We start from the raw sequence: 21795 nt of genomic DNA, 5'->3' as shown, positions 1-21795 counted from the left end.
CCATGACCAAGTCTACCCCAACCGCTCTTTCACAACAAGGAAACAATGTCGCCGACCCGCTTACCGACCTTTTGCGCGATGGTGCCAGGATGCTGATTGCCCAGGCCGTAGAAGCTGAATTACAGGCCTTCATGGCCCAATACTCCAGCCGCTTGGAAGATGGCCGCAGGACAGTGGTCCGAAACGGCTATCTTCCCGGTCGCACGATCCAGACCGGAATCGGCGATGTCGAGGTCAAAGTTCCCAAGGTGCGAGATCGTAGCGGCCAAGGCCTCAAGTTCAACAGCAGTTTGTTGCCGCCTTATCTGAAGCGGGCGCGCAGTGTCGATGAGTTGCTGCCCTGGCTTTACCTGCGAGGAATTTCCACCGGCGATTACCAGGAGGCCCTGGCCGCACTCCTCGGGGAACAGGCCAAGGGGTTGTCGGCCAACACCATCTCCCGCTTGAAAGCCAAATGGCTGGCCGAGCACACCAAATGGCGGCAACGTGACCTGAACGGAAAACGCTACGTTTACTGGTGGGTGGATGGCATCTACAGCAACGTCCGCATGGATGACAAGCTTTGCCTGCTGGTGATCATTGGAGTTACCGACCAGGGGCACAAGGAACTGATAGCGGTGGAGGATGGCTACCGGGAGTCAAGCGACAGCTGGTATGAACTTCTCGCCGGGCTGCGGGCTCGGGGCCTGACCACAGGCCCCGAGTTGGCGGTTGGCGATGGTTCCTTGGGGTTCTGGAACGCCTTGGGCAGGGTCTATCCGAAGACCCGCCACCAACGCTGCTGGGTTCACAAAACGGCCAACGTGCTGAACAAGATGCCCAAAAAGCTTCAGCTCAAGGCCAAGGCTGATTTGCATGATATCTGGATGGCTGAGACCAAGGAAGATGCCAGCCAGGCTTTTGATCGTATGCTGGCCCGTTTCGAAGACAAATACCCCAAGGCCATGGAGTGCCTGGCCAAGGACCGGGACGAGTTGCTGGCTTTTTACGATTTTCCAGCCGAACACTGGGTGCATATCAGGACCACCAACCCCATCGAGTCGGCCTTTGCCACTGTGCGCCTGCGCAGCAAGAGATCACGGAACTGCGGTTCCAGGGACACCACCCTGACCATGGTCTTTAAGCTGCTGCAAAGCGCTGAAAAAAGATGGAAAAAGATCAAGGGATTTCGCCGGCTGGCTGAGGTCGTCACCGGCATACAATTCAAAAACGGAATCAAGGTGTCAGATCAACCTATGCGGATGGCCGCCTGAGGACTCCGTACACCAGATTTGACAATAACTCACTTTCTATGCCTGATGTGCTCCAATACTCATATCGAAGATCTTTTTCGCGAGTAGTAACACGGACCAGAGTAACATTGAGCCAACTAGAAAGCTCTTCTGCATCTTTTGGATAAAGGACTGCCGAAAGACCAACAAATTGTTTCCATCCAGCATTTCTTAAGAGGGTAAGAAGGACCTCTACATTCTGTCCACGATATTTGTCACCTAGCAACTGGATTTCGTCACACACTACAACGGTATTAGCCATCGACGAAGGCACACCAGAAGCAGATAGCATTGCCAAGTATTTCTCATAGGTAGCGACAAGTAGCTGGGATCTTAGCGGGTCTGCAGGACACTCGCCTTTGCCATTAACCACATTATCACCGGTTGCGAGGACAATTCCAGAAAGGTCTCCTTTAAAATATTCTGCACTCAGCAACTTTTTGAAATCCTCAAATTTTTGTTTTGCCAGAGCCCGATGAGTTACTAAATAGACGGTATTTGCGTTCGCCTCAATGCCATTTGCGATAGCCCAAACGGCGATCTGTGTCTTTCCGGTTGAAGTGGGAGAAACAACTAATGCGCTGCTACCGGTGCCTATGCCAGCTTTAAGAGCTGCATATTGCGCATCGGTAAGTGATGGACCACCATCTTCGGTGAACATCAAAGTTTTGATGACCCTTTCAGATAAACCATGGTTTACTGGAAGTACATATTTCATTATAAAAGCTCCGCTATTTAGTCACATCAACTCAATTATTATGCTAGCCGTCGCTCTTCAGCGGGCGCGGCCTTTTGCGATCCGCTGCAAGAGTCTGTTTATGTCGCATACTTGTTTCGCAAAACTCTGAACTCGGCAAGAGCCGCTTCACCATGAGTAATCGAAGCATCCAAGAGTTCACGGTAAGCAGTTTCGTCCAAAATGTGATCTGGAATCGTGCTTAATAGTGGATCAGGCTTGAGCCTCGCACGCAGCGGCAGCGCCTGGATTGGATCTTTGTGCAGAAGACGGCTATAAGGGCCTAGAGACTGCATAACTATTCCGAACAGGTCATGTTTTTCTTTGAGCGAGAAATACTTAACCCTGTCCTCCTCAGTCATCTGTTCAAACCATGCTGGCAGGATTGGTTCGGCATAGGTCATTAAGCCACCCAGCTTTTCGTCTATCTCTTTTGAGAAGAACTCTTCGAACCAACTTTCCTCGAAGATGTCTTGAAATTCCTGCCAAGTCACGAGCTTTAAGTTGGTAAGGTCGCTTGCAATTATGGCCCCCAATTGAAAACCCTCCATGGAAACTATGTACCCAATATTGGCACCTATCTCTTGAACTACCGTTCTGAACCCATGGACGACAGCTTGGGGGATGCGTGACTTCCAATGTTTGCATTCACAGGCGATGGCGTACTTCCTTCCCCGGACAGTCTCCTCCGCGTACACGTCAATTTCAATAGTGCCTCGAGCAGATTGAATTTTGCGCTCTACTTCGACGGAGAAACCACATTCGGAAAGAATGCGGCCAACTTCGGCCTGCAATGCTTGCCAACGATCTGGAACATGTTGAGTAATCATGCGATATAGCGTTGTTTATACAGAGATAACAAACGTGAAGCTAACCGGCCTGCGCGGCTTTTCGCGCAGGTCCGGTTGAGGGTAGTGTTAGATGCCAAATTCATTTTCAACCAACCAATCCGCATTGGGAGCGATACCAGCTTTTACAGCGTCTCTGTAGTGCTGCGTAATAGCGGTTACGGCTAATTGGAGTGCGTAGGCTTCGTCGTCACCCCAAGGCCGACTCGGGCGATACGGTCCAATTTGCTTGGGCGTGTGGATGAAGTGGCTAAGGTGAAAGTTGCAGCCACCGCGAGCAGGATTGATCGACAACACGACGCGGATTTCCGTGGGGATGCCTTTCAACCAAAATGAGTACCCCTCGTCGGTTTTCTCTGTGCGTTCGATAGCTTCATCTTCAAATGCTGCTTCGATTGTCCAAGCCATGTGTATCTCCTTGAGTTGAAGCTTCTAACCGTGGTTTAGGCAAAAATATCAAAAAAATTGTGCACACAGATTCCTGCCTGTTGTCAGGTAATAGCACAAGACATTGAAAAGCCGCCCAAAGTGACATACCTCGAGCGGCTTGCGGTTTGTTCTGACTGGTGTTATTAAAACCTTCGCTGATTGGCGAACACCGAGTATGTGGTAAAACCGTTTGGTTTCGGTAGGTTGTCGTGGTCGACAAATGTCCGCCAATCAATGTAGTTCTTAATAAGTTCGGCTCATTCATGCCTTCTTCCCCGACTTGGCATTTTGGCTTATCTACGCACCTTTTCGATGACGCTACTCAATTTCCCAGGTGGCTTCAAGAAGAAAATAATGCTTGGCCCAACTTTTGCACGGTATATCAAGCAACTGCATTGATTACCATAGCCTCAGCTATAAGATGCTGGTTTTGGCTGATCTGCGTAAAACGGACTTTAAGGTGATCACAGAGAGCTATTAATTTATCTATTTTCTTAACTATTCGCACCAACTCCCCTGCTGGCGGTAATGGTACAAGAATATTTTGAAGAACCTCAAGATTGATGTTTTTCTGGGCAGTTGAGGGCGCAAATTCTTCCAGATTTTTCTTGGCGGTCCTTAAGTAATATTCAAAATATTCGTTCTTCAACCTGTCGTCAAACGGTGTGAAACCAACAACACTATCGGGAAAGCAGGCATCGAATCCGAGGATTCCCGTGTCGCCGATATTTGCTGCAATGGTAATACAAAGAGTGCCTGCTTTCCATAACTTGCTCTGATCAACGCCGGCTTGATTGTATAAAGCCGTGAAAGTTTTTATTTCCCTGTCAGCCCTTGCAACATCACCAGTTTGAACCAACGGCGTCTTTCCGTCAATGTAAAGGGTGGGGTCATTGCGTGGTCTATGTTTGGATTTACCCCTTGCCAACTCACCAATATCGGGGAAACGGCACCACTCCCAGCCATACGGCAAATCAAACGGCTTTTCCTCATCGTAAATTTCCGGTAACGGCTTCGTCTTCTTGATTTTGCCTTCTTTTACCAGGCGGGCTTTTTCTGTCGCTATTTTTTCCAGCAGGACCGAGGCTGGTTCGTCCCTGGGGTCTTGAGGGACGAGCCGGCCCATGACGGCCAGTTGAAGGATGGTTTGTTTTAGGCGGTCGATGCTGGATTCTGTGGTGAACAGGGTGTCGAAGTGGCTTTGGAGGCGGGTCCAGTTGGCGGCCAGTTCGGTGGCTGTTAATGATCACCCCTATGGAGCCACTTCGTGATCAGCTAATGGAGCCAGTTAAGGATCAGCTTAATGGAGCCATGGCGTGATCAGCTAATGGAGCCATGGCGTGATCAGCTAATGGAGCCACTTGCGGATCAGCTAATGGCGCCACCCCTTCCCTTAAGTTCATAAACGGGTCCCGGACTTTCTGCGGATCGGCTATATCCCCCTGAAAAACCCATTTTCAGGAGGGATAGCCGATGGCCAACAGGAGGTTCGAGATGTTTCAATACCGTCAAGTTCTTACCCAAATGCGGTCGGTTCAATCCGACCGCCAGATCGCCAAGGCTAAGCTGATGGGCCGCCGCAAGGCCGCGCAGTTACGGGCCTTGGCTCAGCAGCAGGGCTGGCTCGATCCCGCCCAAGAGTTGCCGGATGATGCCGAGCTGGCCAAGGTGCTCGCGCTGCCGGCCCCGGGCGAATCGGCGGTGCCGATGCTGCTGCCGTACCAGGAGCAGCTCAAGACCTGGCAGGCGGCCGGGATCAACGGCACCACCATGTACCAGGCCCTGGTGCGTGAGCATGGCTTTACCGGCAGCTACTCCTCGGTCAGACGTTTTCTTAAGACCCTCAAAGAGGACAACCCTCAAGCCACGGTAATGCTGGACTTTGCTCCCGGCGAAGCGGCCCAGGTGGACTTCGGTTCCGGCCCCAAGCTGCTTGATTCCCAGACCGGCAAGCCGTTTTCCACCTGGGTGTTCGTCATGACCCTGGCCTTCAGCCGGCACCAGTACGCCGAGATCGTCCGCGACCAGAAGGTGGCGACCTGGCTGGGTTGTCACCGCCGGGCCTTCGAGTTCTTCGGCGGGGTGCCGGCCAAGGTGATGATCGACAACCTCAAGGCCGGGATCATCAAGGCCTGCTGGCACGATCCGGCGGTGAACCGTTCCTACGCCGAGTTTGCCGAAGGTTACGGCTTTCTGATCTCGCCCTGCCCGCCGCGCCAACCCCAGATGAAGGGGCGGGTGGAATCCGGCGTCAAATACGTCAAAAACAACTTCCTGCCCTTGCGCGAGTTCCGTAGCTTGGTCGACGCCAATCGTCAGCTTAAGGAGTGGGTGCTGGCAACGGCCGGCAACCGTAGCCACGGCACCACCAAGCAAAAGCCGCTGGTCATGTTCGCCGAGGCGGAGAAGGCTTTTCTTAAACCTTTGCCCGCCGTGGCCCCGGAGTTGGCGGTTTGGGCCGAGCACAAGCTGCACGGCAACTGCCATCTCCAGTTCGACAAAGCCTACTACTCCGCCCCCTTCAAGCTGGTGCACAAAAAGCTGTGGGTCAAGGCGACGGAAACCACCGTCAAGATCTACCACCAGCATCAACAGGTGGCGGTCCATCCCCGCTGTGCCCGACCCGGCCAGAAGGCCACCTGTGTCGACCACCTACCACCGGACGCCGTCGCCTACCTGATGCGCGATCCCCAGTGGTGCCTCAAACAGGCCGGTGAGATCGGTCCCCGCTGCCACCACCTGGTCAAGCGGCTGTTGAGCCACCGGGTGGTTGATCATCTCCGGGCGGCCCAGGGGGTGCTCCGGTTGGCCGGCAAATACGGCCCGGAGCGGCTGGAAGCCGCCTGTCACCGGGCGCTGATCTACGACAGCCCCCAATACATCACGGTCAAAACCATCCTCGGCAAGGGGCTTGACCAACAGCCCCCGGAAACGGAACCGGTGGCGGCCGGCGTGGCCTACCGCGGCCAGGGCCGCTTCCAGCGCCAACAACTTTTTCACTGATAAGGAGGAAGCTTAATGAACCCCATGCCCGAACTGATCCCCATGCTCAAACAGTTGCGACTCTCCGGCATCCTTGATTCCCTGGAAGCCAGAAACCGCCAGGCCATCGAGGAAAAGCTGGCCTACACCGACTTCCTGGCCATGCTGGTACAGGACGAAGTCGCCCGCCGTTCCCAGCGCAAGTTCGCCATGCGTGTCCGCCGGGCCAACTTCCGTAACCACAAAACCCTGGAGGAGTTCGACTTCTCCTTCAACCCCAACATCAACCGCGCCCTGATCATGGACTTGGCCACCTGCCGTTTCCTGGAAGAGGGCGCCAACCTGCTGGTGGTCGGCCCCTGCGGCACCGGCAAGAGCCATATCGCCCAGGCCATCGGCCACTGCGCGGTCAGAATGGGCTACGATGTGCTCTTCACCACCCAGACCAAGATGCTGGGCCAACTCCACGCCGCCCGCGCCACCAACGCCTATGAACGGCGGCTTAACGCCCTGGCCAAGGTCGACCTGCTGATCATTGACGACTTTGGCCTCAAACCCCTGCGTACCCCCCAGGATGAGGATATCCATGATCTGATTGGAGAACGTTACGAGCGCCGTTCCACCATCATCACCAGCAACCTGGATCTCAACGAGTGGGGCGACGCCTTCCCCAATAAACTGCTGGGCTCGGCCACCATCGACCGCATCCGCCACGGCGCTTACTCCCTGCTCTTGGACGGCAAAAGTTTTCGAGCGGCCAGGCCGCTGCCCAAATACCCCAAAAACGAGGTTGCCGAAAACGTTAAAAAAGGCAAAAATTAAAAACCGTCCGGAGCCCCAAAATGGCCACTTGAGGGTGGCTCCATTAGCTGATCATGGGTGGCTCCATTAGGGTGATCATTAACAGTGGCGTCAGCGGAGCGGGTCAGGGTGTCGAGCAGGGTTTCGACGAGGGTTTCATGGGCGGCGAGTTGGTCGTTGGTCTGCTGCTCCAGCCGGTCGCAGAGGGCCATGAGTTCATCGACTTTTTCGACGATGCGGTGTTGTTCGGCCAGGGGCGGTATAGGCATGACTATTTGCTGCATAACTGACTGATTGAGCTTTGCCCTTGTCATACCTCGGACATATGGGCTCCAATCAAGCTGATTAAAGTAAGCTACCCAGAAATTTTCAGGGGTTGAAGCCAGGCATTCCAGCACATGCGCATGGTTGTTAACCCAGAACTTGCCATGCGCAACGTAGGCAACGCCACGAACAGGATCAGAAAAAAAACCACCATCTTCCGCAACAAGTATTCGTGTTCCATCAAAAAGATAGTCATCAATCGTATCGACTTGGCCATTGGCGCCATAATAAGCATATTGGCCGCGACGGCTTTCGCGCTCTTTCTTATTAACTGAACTTTCGGACTTGGCCTAACTAGCCGTTAAAATGTTTTTATTTCTGCCGTCTCCCGCCGGGGATAACAGCATATGACAAGCGGTACCCATCACCACATCAATGATCCTTCTCACTGCATCTTCGGCGAACTCGCCGAGTTGTCGTATTTTGTCCAGGGCCAGGGTCATGATGCGCTGGAACGCTTCGAGCAGGGTGATATCCCGTATCTCCTCGGCACAGGCGTAAAAGAGGGAGCCCAAAGCCCGCTCATCGTTGTCCATCCGCTGCTGGAAAGAGAGGAAGCAGTAGCGGATCAGGACTACGGTGGCATGGGCGATCAGCCCGTCGAAATTCCGCATTTGCACCTCCTTTTCCAGGTTGAGGTAGTGCTTCACCACTTTGAACATCACCTCGATGTCCCATCGCTTACCGTAGGTCTGAACGATCTCCTCCTCGCCGAGTTCCAGATCGGTGGACAACAGGGCCAGCCAGTTTTTGGTGCTGCGGTGCCGGACAAAGATAATTTTGGCCGGCAGGCCACTCGCCAGTTCCACCGTGGCGCCGGCCAGGATTCTGGCCCGGCCCGGCCGCTTATTCAGGTTCCGGTAGAGCTCTCCCACTCGACGGGAAACACCCTGATACCGGAAACGGATACTGGGTATGTCCTTCAGCATGCAGATCACCGGTCGATGCTGGTGCAGTTTCCTGATGATCGAGGGAAAGGCGAACCAGCTGTCCATCAGAATGTAGCCGAAGTCGATGCCGCTGCCCATGATCCGCTTGATCATGCCATCCAGCAGATCGGTGGATTTGGTCACCGCCTCTTTCCGGCGCCGGGCAGCGCAACAACGCCGATCAAGCTGCCTTTCCTCATCCCACAACCGTTTCTCCGGATCCCGCGAAGAAAGCAAGGCAAAGTCCACCGGCAAGGTGCTGTAACCATCCGACCAGGCCATGGTCAGCAGCTTGAATCCCCTGGTAAACCGCTTGCGGCAGTTGTCATGAACCCGGGTCAACAATTCCACCTTGCGGGAATGGGGCCGTTCGTAGGTGCTGTCATCGATGATCAGCACCTTTCGTTTTGGCTCCTCGGTCAGCAGGGAGAAAACGGTGACGATTTTGGCCGCCAGTTGCAGCAACAGTCGGCGCCAGTTGTAGTTAGTCCCCTGCAAGAGGGCGTAGGCGGCATCCTTGCCGAATTCCTGCTTCCGCTCCACGATCCCGCGAAAGAAGTTCTCTTGGCTGAAGGCCAGCATGAAGATGGACTTCAGCAACCGAATCGGCGAGGTGCCCCGCAGCTTGCGGATACCCGCTCGGTTGAGCAAAGTGCCGAGAGAGAAGTTGTCAAAGAACTGATCGACTTTGCTGTGCAGTTGCCTTACTGCTTGCTGTTCTTGGCTGTCCGTGATACTGTGCATTTGCGCCTCTTCTTTTTGATTTTATTGAGTTTTTGGCAATTCCCAATATATCAAAAAGCAAGGGGCGTTTCACGTTTTATTTAGTTAAATCAAGGCATTGAGTTAATTTTTTCTCAAGTCCGAAAGTTCAGTTATTAAGGGGTATTCGTCTGTGATCTTGAATATCAAATATGTTCCCAAGGCGGTCAAGCTCCCACCCCTCAGGCAACACAAACGGCTGTTCATCCTCCCCCACCGGGGGCAGGGGTTTGGGCTTTTTGATCTTGCCTTCCTTTACCAGGCGGGCTTTTTCCGCCGCTATTTTTTCCAGCAGGGTGGCGGCCGGTTCGTCCGCCGGGTTTTGGGGGACCAGTTTGCCGCGTACCGCCAGCTCCAGGATCAGTTCCCGCAGCTTTTTGATGCCGGTCAGCTCCGGTTGGCCGTTGCGGCCCCGGCCGTTGTTGGTCTTGGGGGTGACGGCGGCGGTCCAGAGGTCCAGGTGGTCGGTGATCAGGCGGGGGGCGGTCATGGGGTGTTTTTCCGGCCGGGTTGGTTTGGCTGGCGGTGCAGGGCTTCGGCCAGGATCTCCTTCAACTGGTCGCGGAGCTGCTGGATTTCGCTCTGCTGCTGGTGGTAGCGGGCCAGCAGTTGTTCCGGGTCGTGGTTTTGCTGCTCGGCGGCGTAGGGGTTCTTGATGTCCAGGTTGTAGTTGCGGGCCTTGATCTGCTCCGCCGGCACCTTCCAGGCCCGCTCGGTTTCCCGGCGGGCGGCGAAGCCGTCGGCCTCTTCGCCCCACCAGTCGATTTCCGCCTGAAACTCGGCAAACTGCATGGGCTTGGTCTTGCTGTAGCTCTTGTAGCCCTCCGGGTAGGGGTGTTCGTAGTACCAGACCGCCTCGGTGGGGGCGCCCTTGGTGAAGAAGAGCAGGTTGGTCTTGATGCCGGTGTAGGGGTTGAAAACCCCGTTGGGCAGCCGCACGATGGTATGCAGGTTGCACTCGGCCAGCAGCTTTTCCTTCAGCCGAGTTTTCATCCCCTCGCCGAAGAGAAAGCCGTCCGGCAGGACCACGGCGGCCCGGCCCCGGGGCTTGAGCAGGTGGATGAACAGGGTCAGGAAGAGATCGGCGGTTTCGCGGGTGCGGAAGGCCTGGGGGAAGTTGGTTTCAATACCGTCTTCCTCCATGCCGCCAAACGGCGGATTGGCGACAATCACCTCCACCCGCTCCTTGGGGCCCCAGCTTATCAGGGGGCGGGCCAGGGCGTTGTCATGCTTGATCTGGTCCGGGTTTTCAATGCCGTGCAGGATCAGGTTGGTCACCGCCAGCAGGTGCGGCAGCGGCTTTTTTTCCACCCCCAGGATGCTGCGTTGCAGAATCGCTTCATCCTGGGGCGTTTGCACGTAGTGGTTGCGTTTGTGCTCGATGGCGCAGGTCAGGAAGCCGCCGGTGCCGCAGGCCGGGTCCATCACCGTTTCCCGCAGCTTGGGGTCCACCCGGTTGACCATGAAGCGGGTGACCGCCCGGGGGGTGTAGAACTCGCCGGCGTTGCCCGCGCTTTGCAGGTCTTTCAGGATCTGCTCGTAAACCCCGCCCAGCTCGTGGCGCTCGCCGGCCTTGTTGAAGTTGACCCCTTCCTGGAGCTTGTTGATCACCTGGCGCAGAAGCTGGCCGGACTTCATGTAGTTGTAGGCGTCTTCAAAGACGCTGCGGATCACCACCCCCCGGTAGTCGTCGCCCCGGGGCTGGAGGTTTTGCAGGCCGGGAAAGAGGGTGTTGTCGATGAAGTCTTTCAGCTCCTCGCCGGTGATCCCCTCCGGGTCGGCGGCCCAGTTGCGCCAGCGCAGGGGTTCGGGGATGGGGGAACGGTAATGGTCGTCGAACAGCTCCCATTCCACTTCCCGGTCGTCGAAGATTTTCAGAAAGAGCATCCAGCCGAGCTGGCCGATGCGCTGGGCGTCGCCGTCCACCCCGACATCCTTGCGCATGATGTCCTGGATGGATTTGATGGTGGTGCTGATGGTCATTGGGTGTTTATCCGTCGGTTAGGGGGACGCTTTTCATATGTTGGTCAATCGCCGTCTCGATGGCCTTTGGCAAGGCGTAGTGGGCCTTATTCTCTTGCCAGGCGCGGTGCGTTTTGGCTGCTGTTTCCCGGACGGTATCCAGGACAAGTTTTTTCGGCAAGCCCGCTTTTCCGGCCAGCTTTTCAAAAAGCCGCAGGTTGCAAAGCATCATCTCCTTTGTTTTGAGCAATTTCAGGGCCAGCGTTTCGCCCGGCAGGTAGGGCACGGTCGAAACCATGTCGTAAACCGGCGCCAGCTCGGGCGTGCGGCCGTCCCGGTAGATGAACGACCAGTTCTTTAAATGCATGTCGCCGTTGCCGGTCATAATGGTGTAAGCCAAACGGGCGATATAATCGCGCAGACCCTCCTCCCCGGTCAGGGTCCAAACCATGCCGGCTATATTCTGAAAGCTTACGCCTTCATATTTGTTATCGGGAAAGATGCCGTAAACTTGGGCAAAGTCCTCGCTGTGGATGCGCAAGCCGCCCTCCGTCCGGTCAAAACGCTTTACGGCCAACGCCTGGGTGCCGCGCAGCTTGCCGAAATTTGGCAGACCTGCAATCTCGGACAGCGGCACCAGCCGGATCTCCGGCACCTTCAGGCCAATCTCGCCGGCCATGTGCATCATGGCATACTCGTTTTCCGGGACGTTGTCGTGGGTGCGCGACGGCAGCTTGACAATCCAGTCCCCTTCCCTGCCGCCGGCCGGGATAGTCAGGCCCCCGTGGCGTTCCATCAGCGCCGAGAATTTCAGTTGGACGCCCGCCAGGGAAAAGCGCCAAGGCTGCCCGGATTCGGCTTTTTCGGCCAGGGTGTTTTCTGCTTTGCCCTTTGGCAATGGAGAGTCTTCCGCAGGCCTGGCAATCACCGCGCCCGGCAAATCTTCACCCAGCAGGTAAAGCAGGGCAAATTCGTTGCCTGGCTTGATGCCGCCGCGCGCCGCCAGATAATCCCGCAAATGCCCTTCGGGAAGCAGATTGGCAAAGAACGGCGGCGCCTTGGCGCTGTACGCCCTGGTATCGGTAAGAAGCGCTCCGTCGGCGGCAAGGTACGATTGGCTTAAAACAGGGCGGTCCGGGTTGTTGATATAGGTTTCGTCGAAAGTGAACAATATCCGCCCGTCCGGCAGCTCCGTTAACAGACCGACCAGGGTGTCGTTCAGGAAAATATCGAGCGCGGCCGTCATGGCAGTTCTTCCTTCTCGTCCTCAACATCCATGTCGTCGGGCATGTCGTCGGGCCGCCAGGCCGGTTGCGGGGCCCCTTTGTCGCCGGATAACAGTGAGCGGACGGCGGGCGTCAAGGCACGCGGGACCAGCACCGGTTCCAGATCCAGAAACCGCGCCATCTCCAGAAAGCTGGAAAGGCGCATATCGACCTTGCCCGCCTCGATTTGCGAGATGTGACTTTGCGGCAGGCCCATCTTGGCCCCTAAAGCGCCTTGGGTCAGCCCCTTGGCTTTCCGCGCCGCTCGCAGCTTTCTGACGATATCATCCATCATTTTTATATGCTATCACACATACAGAAATAATAAAATATGTTTTGACATATAGCGACATCGGACATTAGGGGACAGATTTCAAATCTGTCCCCGGGTGCTGGTAGCCGGTCTAACGGGTGCTGTAGATGGCCGATTCCAGCTCCTTCACCGCTTCGGTGTAGCCAGGTTTGCCGCCGAAGGCGCCGACCAGCTCCAGGGCCGAGCCCAGGTTGGTGAAGGGGGCCAGGTTGAGGATTTTTACATCTTCGATGGGTTCGATGCCGGCGTCGGCGTACTTGTCCAGCAGGGCGTCCAGCACCTGGCGGCTGGTTTCCCGGTATTTGCCGAAATAGTTTTGTTTGCGCACCCGTTCGGCCCGCTGGCGTCGGGTTAAGGGCGGCTGGTCGTAGACGATGTGGCAGATGACGTCGAAGGGGTCGGGTTCGTCGCCCAGTTGGCGGCCCAGGTCTTTGATCAGCTCTTCCCAGAAGATGCCCCGTTCGGCCAGTTCCTCGATGATCGCCTGCTTGCGGTCGGCCCGGCGCCAGTGGCGGAGGAAGTCGTGCAGGGTGGCGTACTGTTCCTTTACCTTCTGGCGGGTGTAGTCGCGCAGGCTTTCGGTGATCAGCTTGCCGTCCGGCCCCAGGTACTGGACCCGTTCGGCGATGACCTGCACCGGGACGTTGTCGATGACGTAGCGGGTGGGTTTGGGGGGCGGTTCCGGTTGCGGCGGCAGCGGGCCGGTGGGGGGTTGGTCGTCGCTTTGCCAGTTGGCGGTTTGGTCGGGTTGGTCGGCTGCGGTTTCGGCGGCCGGGTCGTCTTGCAGCAGGGCCGCCGGGTCGTCCGGGGCCTGGTCCGGTGGTTGGGCGCCGGGTTGTTCGTCTTCCGGGACCATGGGATCGCCGGGGTTGGGTTGGTACACCTGCACCGGTTCGCCGTCGAACTTGGGGTCGGCGAACAGTTCGGTGGCCTTCTTGAAGTCCAGGATGGTGAACCAGTGCTTGTGGTAGTCGTCGTTGATCCGGGTGCCCCGGCCGATGATCTGCTTGAACTCGGTCATGGACTGGATGCGCTGGTCCAACACGATGAGCTTGCAGGTCTGGACATCCACCCCGGTGCTCAGCAGCTTGCTGGTGGTGGCAATTACCGGGTAGGGTTGCTCGGGGTTGATGAAGTTGTCCAGCTCCGCCTTGCCTTCCAGCTCGTCGCCGGTGATCCGCATCACGTATTTGTGGTTTTCCCGCACCCGCTCCGGGTTGAGGTTGACCAGGGCCTGGCGCATCCGTTCGGCGTGGTCGATATCTTCGCAGAAGATGATGGTTTTCTGCATGGGGTCGGTTTGGGTCAGCAGTTCGCTTACCTTGGCCGCCACCGTGAGGGTGCGCTGTTCCAGGATCAGGTTGCGGTCGAAATCCTTCTGGTTGTAAACCCGGTCTTCGATCAGTTGGCCGTGCTTGTCGGTTTGGCCTTTGGTGGGGCGCCAGCCCTGGAGGTCTTTGTCCAGGTCCACCCGGATCACCTTGTAGGGGGCCAGGAAGCCGTCTTCGATGCCCTGTTTCAGGGAGTAGGTGTAGACCGGCTCGCCGAAATAGTCGATGTTGGAGACGTCCCGGGTTTCCTTGGGGGTGGCGGTAAGGCCCAGGTGGGTGGCCGCGCTGAAATATTCCAGGATCGCCCGCCAGGCCGAATCCGCCGCCGCGCTGCCCCGGTGGCATTCGTCGATGACCACCAGGTCGAAAAAGTCCGGCGAGAAATTTTTGTAGATGTTCTGTTCTTCCTCGCTGCCGGTGACCGCCTGGTAGAGGGAGAGGTAGATTTCGTAGGACTTGTCCACCGTGCGGCGGCTGACCTTGGTCATGGCCTGGCCGAAGGGTTTGAAGTCGTTGCTTTTGGTCTGGTCCACCAGGATGTTGCGATCGGCCAGAAAGAGGATGCGCTTTTTGCGGCCGGACTTCCACAGCCGCCAGATGATCTGGAAGGCGGTGTAGGTTTTGCCGGTGCCGGTGGCCATTACCAGCAGGATGCGGTTTTGGCCCCGGGCCACCGCTTCCACCGTGCGGTTGACGGCGTTGACCTGGTAATAGCGGGGGGTGCGGCCGGAGCCGTCGTCGTAGTAAGGTTGTTCGACGATGCGGCGGCTGGCGGGGTCGGCCAGGCCGTGGTGGCGGCAGTAGAGTTCCCAGAGGGTTTGGGGGGCGGGGAATTGGTGCAGGGCCAGGGTGGTTTCGGTTTGGCCGCTTAGGCCGGTGCGGTCGTGGAAGAGAAAGCCGTCGCCGTTGCTGCTGAAGGCAAAGGGCAGGTCCAGGGCCTCGGCGTAGGCCAGGGCCTGCTGCATGCCGTCGCCCAGGGAGTGGTTGTTGTCCTTGGCCTTGATTACGGCAAGCGGCTGGTTTTTCTGAAAACTCAGCACATAATCGGCCCGCCGCTTGCGCCCCCGGGCATGAAGCCGCCCCCGCACGATGATCCGCCCGGCGGTAAAGGAAAATTCCTCCCGCACCTGCTCCTGCAAATCCCACCCGGCCCGTTCAATGGCCGGGGTGATGAACTTGCTGCAGATGTCTCGTTCGCTGAGTTGTTTTTTGGTTGCGCTATCCATCCCCGGCAGTAAAAACCAACTTACGCGGGAATGCAAGCAGTTCCCGCCCCGGCGGACAGGGACCAGCGGGGCGGCCACTTATCGGCATTACTTCATCACGAAGGTGCCCAAAGAATTGCGAATGGGATAGTCGGAAAAGGCCCAACCCTCAATCCCGCACTGGATGTTGCTGACGTTGGTATAGCCCAGCTTGACCAAAGTGTGAGCAGCCAGAATCCCCCTGATGCCGGTTTGACAAACAACCACGATCCGCTCATTCATATCAAGCTTGTCGGGGGCCAGCAACTCCAGTTTGCCCCGCGAAATGGTCACCAGGCCATCATAGGCAATAACCCCGGCGGCCAGCTCTTCCGGATCCCGGACATCAACCAGAGTGAACGCTTCTCCTTCATCAATCATCCGGCGCACATCGTGAACCGTAATCTGCTTGATCACCTCACGGGCCTCGGCAAACATCTCCCCCTGCTTGACCAAAATGGGATTTTCATCAGCCCAAACTGGTTGGCTGGCAATAAGCAAAACAGCACAGGCGATAGCGAAAAAACTTTTACCCATAACCGATTCCTCCATGGGATAATTAACCGCACCTCGACATACCGGTACCACACCAGCACCAAAAGGCGGCACAAATGTGCTACCTGCTCAAGCTCGGTATGTCAAGTCTGCAACTGTCGATTTCTGTCGATTTCGGCTGTTTGGTCGATGACCAGGAGAACGGCTATGCCGCTCTCAGACCGTGCGGTCCAGCACCCCCCTGACGGCCTGGACCAGCTCGGTCATATCCAGCGGCTTCTGCAGATAGAGGTCGATACCCTGGGCCTCCGCCCTGGCCTTGCTGGTTATTTCACTGTGGCCGCTGCAGAGAATAACGGGGGTGCGCGGACGCAAAGCCTTGACCGCAGCCGCCAGCCGCAAACCATTCATGGCGGGCATGGTCAAATCGGTGATCACCAAGTCGTAGCGATCCGGGTCCTTGCGAAAACTCTCGAGCCCCTGGACCCCGTTGCAACGAACGGTTACCCGATAGCCGTAAAAGGTAAGAACCTCCCGGCCCAGCTCGGCGATACTCTCCTCGTCATCGACCAACAAAATCTGTTCGCTGCCGCCCCACATCGCTGCCCCCACCGCCGGCTCGGCAACCGGATCCGGTTCCCGATCGACAATGGGCAGATAGACCTGGAAGGTGGTTCCTTGGCCCGGTTCACTGTAAACATTAATGGTTCCGCCGTGGCTACTGACGATGCCGTGGGCCACGGACAGACCCAGACCGGTCCCTTGGTCGATCTCCTTGGTGGTAAAATAGGGTTCGAATATTTTGCCCACTATCTCCTGGGTCATGCCGCAACCGGTGTCGCTGACCTCCAGGCACAGATAGCGGCCCGTGGGCAGCATGGTCAGTTGCGGCCGCCGTTCGTACTCCTCGATCGCGATCTCCCGCAGGGAGACCCCCAAGGTCCCACCGCCCTCCAGCATGGAGTGGCTGGCGTTGGTGGCCAGATTCATGACGACCTGATGGAGCTGGGTGGGGTCCCCCAAGATGATGGCGGCGCTGTCCAGGGATTGTCGCAATTCAATGGAGGCGGGAATGGAGGCGCGCAACAGCTTCAGGGCCTCTTGAACAACCGGGGCAACCTGGATCGACTTTTTAGGGTGTTCGGTTTGACGGCTGAAGGTGAGAAGCTGGCTGACCAGGTCGGTGGCCCGCTTGATGGCGGCCCTGACTTGGTCGGCATCCTGAGAGATCCGCTGGTCATTGCCTGACTTCAGCAGGATCAGTTGAACATAACCGCCGATGGCCGTCAAAATATTGTTGAAGTCATGGGCAATGCCGCCGGCCAGATTGCCGATGGCCGCCATCTTCTGGGCTTGAAGCAACCGACGCTCCATAGTCAGCTTTTCGGTGATATCCTTGGCGATATGGGCAATCCGGGTAAATTCCCCCTTTTCGTCGGCCAGCGGCGAGGTGGTGATCAGGAAGGTTTTACCCAGTTTGCCATGGTGGATCTCCGCTGAGCTCACCCGGCCATACTCGAGGGTGTTGGTCCCTGGGCAGCCTTCACAGGGGGTCGGTAGATCGGCGAAGGCCTGGTAGCAGTACTGACCGATAAGGCTGCCGGGCTCAGCCCCCAGGGTGCAGTGGGCGGCTTTGTTGGCCCGGATAATTTTGAAATTGCCGTCCATGATGGTAACGATATTGCCAATGGCATCAAAGGTTCGCTCCCAGGCGGCAAGAGCGCTGGCCAGCTTGATGGCGGCCGAAGCGTCGCGCATCAGTTCATCGGCCCGCAGCGAGTTTTCCGAGTTATGGCTGGTCATGGCGCTGAGTTCCTCATTCCCCCCGACCGAGGCTGAAGGTGAGAAACTTGTCGTTCCCGTTTGTTGACCCGGGAGCAGGGCGGGAGACGCTATTGATCTTCAGGTTTTCCATTTTGAAACCTCAAGCATGGTGGCGGTGTTGATGGGAACCCTTTTGCTTCCAGCCAGAACGATTCGCAATTTTTGGACCATTTCATTGAGTTGTGATGCCTGGGCATGAAGTTCTTCCGAAGCCGCTGCCGACTCTTCCGAACTGGCGGCGTTGCGCTGGGTGACTTCGCCGATTTCGCCGATCGCCTGGTTGACCATGGTGATCCCATCGCTTTGCTCCCGGGAGGCGCTGGCGATAGCTGCCACCAGGGTGCCCACCTTGGCGGCGGTTTCCGCCACCACTGCAAATTTTTGATTGGTGACGTTCAGTAGCCCTTTGCCGCTGTGAACCTTCTGGACGGTGCTCTCAATAAGGGAGGCGGTATCTCCGGCGGCGGCCCCCGCCCGCATGGCCAGGTTGCGCACCTCGTCGGCCACAACCGCAAACCCTGCCCCGGCTTCGCCGGCACGGGCCGCTTCTACCGCGGCGTTCAGGGCCAGCAGATTGGTCTGGAAGGCGATTTCGTCGATTGTTTTGATTATTTTGGAAGTTTCGTCGCTGGCCCGGCTGATTTCGTTCATGGCTTCGGTCTGGGCCCTCATGGAATGATGGGCTTCCTGTACAACCTGATTGACATCACGCATCAGGTCGTCACACTGTTTGGAGTTGTCAGCGTTCCGGCTGGTCATGCCGGCGACCTCGGCCAAGGTTGCCAAGGTTTCCTCGACGGAAGAAGCCTGGCGGGAAGCACCGTCGGCCACTTCACTGCTGGTTACGGAAAGCTCCATAGCCGCAGATGAGACCTGGCCGGCGCTCTCGTCAACGCTTCCCAGTACGCCGGTTATGGGACCAACAAGCAATCTGCTGGTCGCGTAGTAAACGGTTGCGCACATAGCCAGTACGACCAACAATGCGGCGCTGATGATTCTAAATGCCAGAGTGCGGATCTGGTCTTGCGCGGCAGCAAGCGCAACCATCTCGCCGGTGGCGATTCGCTGCTCTTGCTCTGCAAGATTCCGCCGGATAACACCATCGTCAAGCTCCAGAGCCATGTTGCCGACGACATCGCTACCGAAGGTGATCTTAGTGTGGAAAACCAGTTCTTGGCCGGCATGTGGAGCCCCGGCAGTCGCCAGCACCCTGCCGCCGGTATCGAAAAAAGTCACCGCCGCCACTTCCGAGTCGGTAGCGGCGCTGTTGGCAAGTCCTTCTACAGCCGTAAAATCGTAGCCGGCAATCAATCCGGAGGCCGATTGGGCCAGAATATCGGCCAGGGAGCGTCCCTTTTCAGCCAGCCCGCTCAGTAACAGCGCCTCTTGTTGCTGTCGCTCTTCTTGCATGGTTGTCATGAAGTGCAACGTCTGCTCACGTTGCAACCGGTCGGCTGCCAGGAGCATGGCACTTCCTAGTCCGGCGGTGAGCAATACAAGCAAGCCGGACATGATGGTAATGAACTTAAAAACCGCTCCTCGTTTCTTGTTAGCAGCCATGGCAAACCACCTCTTTTTTATCTTTGATATTCCTGGGTTCCCAACACCGCCACCGCGCCGCCTTGCAAGAAGGCGTAATCACGGTAACCGTTCGCCTCCAGGTAGTACTGGAGCCAGAGGGTCTGGCGGCCGACCTGATCGAAAATCAGCAGCTTTTTGTCCTGGTTTGCTTTACGTTCAATGAAATTGGGAATGAAATTATCCAGGGGAATATGTCGAACTCCGCTCAGGTCCGGCAGGTTTCGGTCGCGTTGCACATGATCGCGGACATCAATGACCATGCTGTTGGCGACAGCGGCGGCCAGCCTGAATTCTGTAAAGGAGATGTTGCGGGCAGCGAATGCCTCGTCGGAAATCAATTGTTTGCCTGGATCGGTGATGGGCTGGCCTAGCAGCAGGGTGTCGGCGGGGAATTTGACTGCCCAGTCGGGAATGCCGGCATCATAGGCCAGGGTGTTGGCGACCCCGGACTCACTGGCTCGGATGCTGGCCTCGTACGATCGCATGCAGGTCACGCCGTTGCAATAAAAAGCTAGTTGCTTGCCCGGATGTTTGGCGGCCAGTTCCTGGGTCTCCCGCTCGAAGCTGAGGCTGGATAAATTGATATGCACCGCTCCGACCGGATGGATTACACTGTATTCGATGACTGAGCGGACATCCACCAGCACCGCCTTGTCGGCTTTGAACAGCCGGTGGAGATCATCGCTGCTGATAACCTGGGCGGCCGGATATTGGGATCGCCCGGGAAACTCTGCCGCATACAGGGGGATGGCCGCAAGTAGCAATGTAATTGTCAGGCAGATTGCCGATAAAAGCCGGGACCGTTTCATGTTCTGGTTTTTGAATCTCATCTCATCCTCCTTGTGTTGGCTTTTGCCGGTGGCTGATGCATTGTGGCTTTGTTCTTTGGGTTGTAAGCGAGTTGGTGAAAATTACGGACTACCGGCCCGGCTTGTGGGAATGAGGGGGGGGAGGAGTATCCAAGCCGAACCGGTCGCCCGTAAACTTGATGCCATGCGACAGGCTTCTGGTGGCTACCTTAGTCAATGGTATTGATAAACAAAAACGCATTATGTTAATCCTTACCATCAATCGTATTTATATGTATGACTGAAAGGGCATAGACCCTGGGAGGCGGAATGGCTATCACTTTACGGCAGCTAGAGATCTTTGTTGCGGTGGCTGAAACCTGTCAGGTCACCCGGGCCAGCTCCAAGCTTCACCTGACGCAGTCGGCTGTCAGTATGGCCTTAAGCGAGTTGGAAAGCCAGTTGGATGGCCCGCTTTTCGATCGTCAGGGTCGCAGCCTGATCATAAATGACCGGGGTCGCTATCTGCTGCCGTTAGCCAAGGATGTCCTGGGGCAAGTGGGAAATATTGAAACCTTGCTGGGCGAAAAGAGTGGCGAGGTGGCCGGGGTGCTCAAGATCGTGGCCAGTTCGACCATTGGCAACTATGTACTTCCTTATTTTATCGGGGTTTTCAAAAAGCAGCACCCGGCCGCTTCACTGGAGATGCTGGTCTGTAATACCAGGCATGCAGAGACTTTGATTGCCGAAGGGGAAGCCGATCTGGGTTTTGTAGAGGGAGAAGTCAGCAACGAGCAGGTTATGGTTACCCCCTGGTTTGAGGATGAGCTGTTGGTGGTCGCCGGACCGGAGCACCCCTTTGCGGCCAAAAGCGACTTTGTCATTCCCGACGATCTTGAGTACTGCGAATGGATAATGAGGGAGAAGGGTTCGGGTACGGCTCAGGTGTTCAAGAAAAAGCTGGGCTGCCACCTGCCGGGCCTGCGAGTGGCCATGGAGCTGGGCCATACCGAGGCGATCAAGAAAGCGGTGGAGGCGGGGGTTGGGGTGGCTTGTCTTTCCAGCCTCACCGTCTGCCGGGAGGTTGAGGAGGGATGGCTGGCCAGCCTGAGCGTCAAAGGGGTGGACATGTGGCGCACCTTACGGATCATCCATTACAAAAAAAGGGTGATGACCAACCTTATGCGGGAGTTTGTCGCCTTCTGTTCACTTATCAAAGAGAGCAGCCACGGTTGTGCCTGTCTGGCCTCACCTTGGATTTTGCATGAAATTCTGCACAACCGAAGCCTGCGTTGATTGTTTCAGCTCAGAGTGAGGTCGGCGTCAATGGTGGACACGAAAACCCCACGCAGCTTTTTGCATTTTATAAAACCGGGGCTCGCAGGCGGCCGGGGAAGATAGTCTAGTTTCTTCTATTCTCTGATGCGCAAATTGGAGTCTTGCTTGGTGAAGACATGATGACTGCCCGTGATGCTTGCAAAGCAAACCGAACCACTCCACAGCACCTCACTGAAACCGTCAGGTGTTAATCTTGGTGCCCGAATAAGTGAAGGCGTTTTTGTTCATTTTTATGAATGTGCCTTTGTCGATGCCCACGGCGCTGCCACATCTGCACCAGACCTTACCGTCGCTCTCTTCCTTGCACCAGATTTTGTCGATCCTGTCGCGGTGGCAACGCAACAGCTCGCCCTGGCCCAGTTTCCGATAGCGCCACAACTTCTTTCTGCAGGCTGCGCATTTGATGATCAGCATAACCGGCAACTTTCCATCATAAGATTTTTCTTCAACCCCGGAAGAACCGCGACAAAACATGGTCGGGCCATTTTTCACCGGGCCGGGCCTGGAAGTAAAGGGGTAATTGTGCTAAGGTGCCCACCGCAACGCCATAACAGCCGGCTAAAACAAACCCC

General features: G+C 56.6%; 17 protein-coding genes and 3 pseudogenes. 4 read left to right on the top strand and 16 right to left on the bottom strand.

All coding sequences use genetic code 11. The features are described from left to right. Positions 1–2: 2 nt before the first annotated feature. Positions 3–1253 carry an IS256 family transposase gene (locus DAAHT2_RS13160; protein ID WP_013162619.1) on the top strand — a complete coding sequence of 417 codons (1251 nt, stop codon included), beginning with the start codon at positions 3–5 and terminating at the stop codon, positions 1251–1253. Here DAAHT2_RS13160 and DAAHT2_RS14500 read toward each other — a convergent pair. From DAAHT2_RS14500 to DAAHT2_RS13145, 4 genes and pseudogenes are all read right to left on the bottom strand, one after another. Further along, positions 1234–1989, bottom strand: coding sequence for a DEAD/DEAH box helicase (locus DAAHT2_RS14500; protein ID WP_083774456.1), 756 nt, complete (start codon positions 1987–1989; stop codon positions 1234–1236). The two genes, DAAHT2_RS13160 and DAAHT2_RS14500, sit on opposite strands and share 20 nt — an antisense overlap. Before the next feature lie 98 nt (positions 1990–2087). After that, complete coding sequence (locus tag DAAHT2_RS14125; RefSeq protein ID WP_013164765.1) at positions 2088–2837, bottom strand: restriction endonuclease; 750 nt, start codon at positions 2835–2837, stop codon at positions 2088–2090. Positions 2838–2924: 87 nt separating this feature from the next. Continuing rightward, positions 2925–3263 carry a hypothetical protein gene (locus DAAHT2_RS13150; protein WP_013164764.1) on the bottom strand — a complete coding sequence of 113 codons (339 nt, stop codon included), beginning with the start codon at positions 3261–3263 and terminating at the stop codon, positions 2925–2927. Positions 3264–3666: 403 nt separating this feature from the next. Continuing rightward, positions 3667–4530 (bottom strand): annotated as a pseudogene (locus DAAHT2_RS13145) (restriction endonuclease subunit S); the annotation flags it as partial. 248 nt (positions 4531–4778) lie between these two features. On the opposite strand from DAAHT2_RS13145, the gene istA reads away from it, so the two are divergent. Both istA and istB read left to right on the top strand, forming a co-directional pair. Next, complete coding sequence (istA, locus tag DAAHT2_RS13140) at positions 4779–6287, top strand: IS21 family transposase (protein WP_041718761.1); 1509 nt, start codon at positions 4779–4781, stop codon at positions 6285–6287. A 15-nt stretch (positions 6288–6302) separates the two neighbouring features. Beyond that, positions 6303–7088 (top strand): IS21-like element helper ATPase IstB, encoded by a 786-nt coding sequence (istB, locus tag DAAHT2_RS13135; protein ID WP_013162572.1) that lies wholly within the window; start codon positions 6303–6305, stop codon positions 7086–7088. Here istB and DAAHT2_RS14495 read toward each other — a convergent pair. From DAAHT2_RS14495 to DAAHT2_RS13075, 11 genes and pseudogenes are all read right to left on the bottom strand, one after another. After that, a pseudogene (locus DAAHT2_RS14495) lies at positions 7085–7597 on the bottom strand (restriction endonuclease subunit S); the annotation flags it as partial. The gene istB and the pseudogene DAAHT2_RS14495 overlap by 4 nt on opposite strands. Positions 7598–7681: 84 nt before the next feature. Further along, the gene (locus DAAHT2_RS13120; RefSeq protein WP_013164763.1) at positions 7682–9064 is read right to left on the bottom strand and encodes an IS4 family transposase; all 1383 of its coding nucleotides are present in this window, start codon (positions 9062–9064) and stop codon (positions 7682–7684) included. 169 nt (positions 9065–9233) lie between these two features. Continuing rightward, positions 9234–9572, bottom strand: a pseudogene (locus DAAHT2_RS13115) (restriction endonuclease); the annotation flags it as partial. After that, positions 9569–11065, bottom strand: coding sequence for a type I restriction-modification system subunit M (locus DAAHT2_RS13110; RefSeq protein WP_013164761.1), 1497 nt, complete (start codon positions 11063–11065; stop codon positions 9569–9571). The pseudogene DAAHT2_RS13115 and the gene DAAHT2_RS13110, both read right to left, overlap by 4 nt. Before the next feature lie 7 nt (positions 11066–11072). Next, entirely contained in the window at positions 11073–12290 is a 1218-nt protein-coding gene (locus tag DAAHT2_RS13105) for a type II toxin-antitoxin system HipA family toxin (protein WP_013164760.1), read from the bottom strand. After that, positions 12287–12604, bottom strand: coding sequence for a helix-turn-helix transcriptional regulator (locus DAAHT2_RS13100; RefSeq protein WP_013164759.1), 318 nt, complete (start codon positions 12602–12604; stop codon positions 12287–12289). The genes DAAHT2_RS13105 and DAAHT2_RS13100 overlap by 4 nt, the downstream gene beginning before the upstream one ends. Positions 12605–12713: 109 nt before the next feature. Then, positions 12714–15179, bottom strand: coding sequence for an EcoAI/FtnUII family type I restriction enzme subunit R (gene hsdR, locus DAAHT2_RS13095; RefSeq protein WP_013164758.1), 2466 nt, complete (start codon positions 15177–15179; stop codon positions 12714–12716). A gap of 87 nt (positions 15180–15266) precedes the next feature. Next, entirely contained in the window at positions 15267–15635 is a 369-nt protein-coding gene (locus DAAHT2_RS13090) for a rhodanese-like domain-containing protein (protein ID WP_157861486.1), read from the bottom strand. A 273-nt stretch (positions 15636–15908) separates the two neighbouring features. Next, positions 15909–17495 (bottom strand): hybrid sensor histidine kinase/response regulator, encoded by a 1587-nt coding sequence (locus tag DAAHT2_RS13085; RefSeq protein ID WP_013164756.1) that lies wholly within the window; start codon positions 17493–17495, stop codon positions 15909–15911. 99 nt (positions 17496–17594) lie between these two features. Continuing rightward, entirely contained in the window at positions 17595–19076 is a 1482-nt protein-coding gene (locus DAAHT2_RS14120) for a methyl-accepting chemotaxis protein (protein WP_013164754.1), read from the bottom strand. A gap of 17 nt (positions 19077–19093) precedes the next feature. Continuing rightward, positions 19094–19927, bottom strand: a complete 834-nt coding sequence (locus DAAHT2_RS13075) for a rhodanese-like domain-containing protein (RefSeq protein ID WP_013164753.1) — start codon at positions 19925–19927, stop codon at positions 19094–19096. A gap of 288 nt (positions 19928–20215) precedes the next feature. Here DAAHT2_RS13075 and DAAHT2_RS13070 point away from each other — a divergent pair, with 288 nt between their 5' ends. Further along, positions 20216–21181, top strand: coding sequence for a LysR substrate-binding domain-containing protein (locus DAAHT2_RS13070; RefSeq protein ID WP_013164752.1), 966 nt, complete (start codon positions 20216–20218; stop codon positions 21179–21181). Between the two features lie 222 nt (positions 21182–21403). On the opposite strand, the gene DAAHT2_RS15390 is transcribed toward DAAHT2_RS13070, so the two are convergent. After that, positions 21404–21637: a hypothetical protein gene (locus DAAHT2_RS15390; protein WP_013164751.1), complete on the bottom strand. Its 234-nt coding sequence runs from the start codon at positions 21635–21637 to the stop codon at positions 21404–21406. Between the last annotated feature and the right edge of the window lie 158 nt (positions 21638–21795).

The organism is Desulfurivibrio alkaliphilus AHT 2, from assembly GCF_000092205.1.
Lineage (GTDB): Bacteria > Desulfobacterota > Desulfobulbia > Desulfobulbales > Desulfurivibrionaceae > Desulfurivibrio > Desulfurivibrio alkaliphilus.
The sequence above is the reverse complement of the archived record's forward strand: the minus strand, read 5'-3'. Positions and strand labels throughout refer to the sequence as shown.

Excerpts from the sequence above, each read along its gene's own strand:
- DAAHT2_RS13160 (WP_013162619.1), top strand. The coding sequence starts at position 3 with ATGACCAAGTCTACCCCAACCGCTCTTTCACAACAAGGAAACAATGTC.
- DAAHT2_RS14500 (WP_083774456.1), bottom strand. The coding sequence starts at position 1,989 with ATGAAATATGTACTTCCAGTAAACCATGGTTTATCTGAAAGGGTCATC.
- DAAHT2_RS14125 (WP_013164765.1), bottom strand. The coding sequence starts at position 2,837 with ATGATTACTCAACATGTTCCAGATCGTTGGCAAGCATTGCAGGCCGAA.
- DAAHT2_RS13150 (WP_013164764.1), bottom strand. The coding sequence starts at position 3,263 with ATGGCTTGGACAATCGAAGCAGCATTTGAAGATGAAGCTATCGAACGC.
- istA (WP_041718761.1), top strand. The coding sequence starts at position 4,779 with ATGTTTCAATACCGTCAAGTTCTTACCCAAATGCGGTCGGTTCAATCC.
- istB (WP_013162572.1), top strand. The coding sequence starts at position 6,303 with ATGAACCCCATGCCCGAACTGATCCCCATGCTCAAACAGTTGCGACTC.
- DAAHT2_RS13120 (WP_013164763.1), bottom strand. The coding sequence starts at position 9,064 with ATGCACAGTATCACGGACAGCCAAGAACAGCAAGCAGTAAGGCAACTG.
- DAAHT2_RS13110 (WP_013164761.1), bottom strand. The coding sequence starts at position 11,065 with ATGACCATCAGCACCACCATCAAATCCATCCAGGACATCATGCGCAAG.
- DAAHT2_RS13105 (WP_013164760.1), bottom strand. The coding sequence starts at position 12,290 with ATGACGGCCGCGCTCGATATTTTCCTGAACGACACCCTGGTCGGTCTG.
- DAAHT2_RS13100 (WP_013164759.1), bottom strand. The coding sequence starts at position 12,604 with ATGATGGATGATATCGTCAGAAAGCTGCGAGCGGCGCGGAAAGCCAAG.
- hsdR (WP_013164758.1), bottom strand. The coding sequence starts at position 15,179 with ATGGATAGCGCAACCAAAAAACAACTCAGCGAACGAGACATCTGCAGC.
- DAAHT2_RS13090 (WP_157861486.1), bottom strand. The coding sequence starts at position 15,635 with ATGTTTGCCGAGGCCCGTGAGGTGATCAAGCAGATTACGGTTCACGAT.
- DAAHT2_RS13085 (WP_013164756.1), bottom strand. The coding sequence starts at position 17,495 with ATGACCAGCCATAACTCGGAAAACTCGCTGCGGGCCGATGAACTGATG.
- DAAHT2_RS14120 (WP_013164754.1), bottom strand. The coding sequence starts at position 19,076 with ATGGCTGCTAACAAGAAACGAGGAGCGGTTTTTAAGTTCATTACCATC.
- DAAHT2_RS13075 (WP_013164753.1), bottom strand. The coding sequence starts at position 19,927 with ATGAGATTCAAAAACCAGAACATGAAACGGTCCCGGCTTTTATCGGCA.
- DAAHT2_RS13070 (WP_013164752.1), top strand. The coding sequence starts at position 20,216 with ATGGCTATCACTTTACGGCAGCTAGAGATCTTTGTTGCGGTGGCTGAA.
- DAAHT2_RS15390 (WP_013164751.1), bottom strand. The coding sequence starts at position 21,637 with ATGCTGATCATCAAATGCGCAGCCTGCAGAAAGAAGTTGTGGCGCTAT.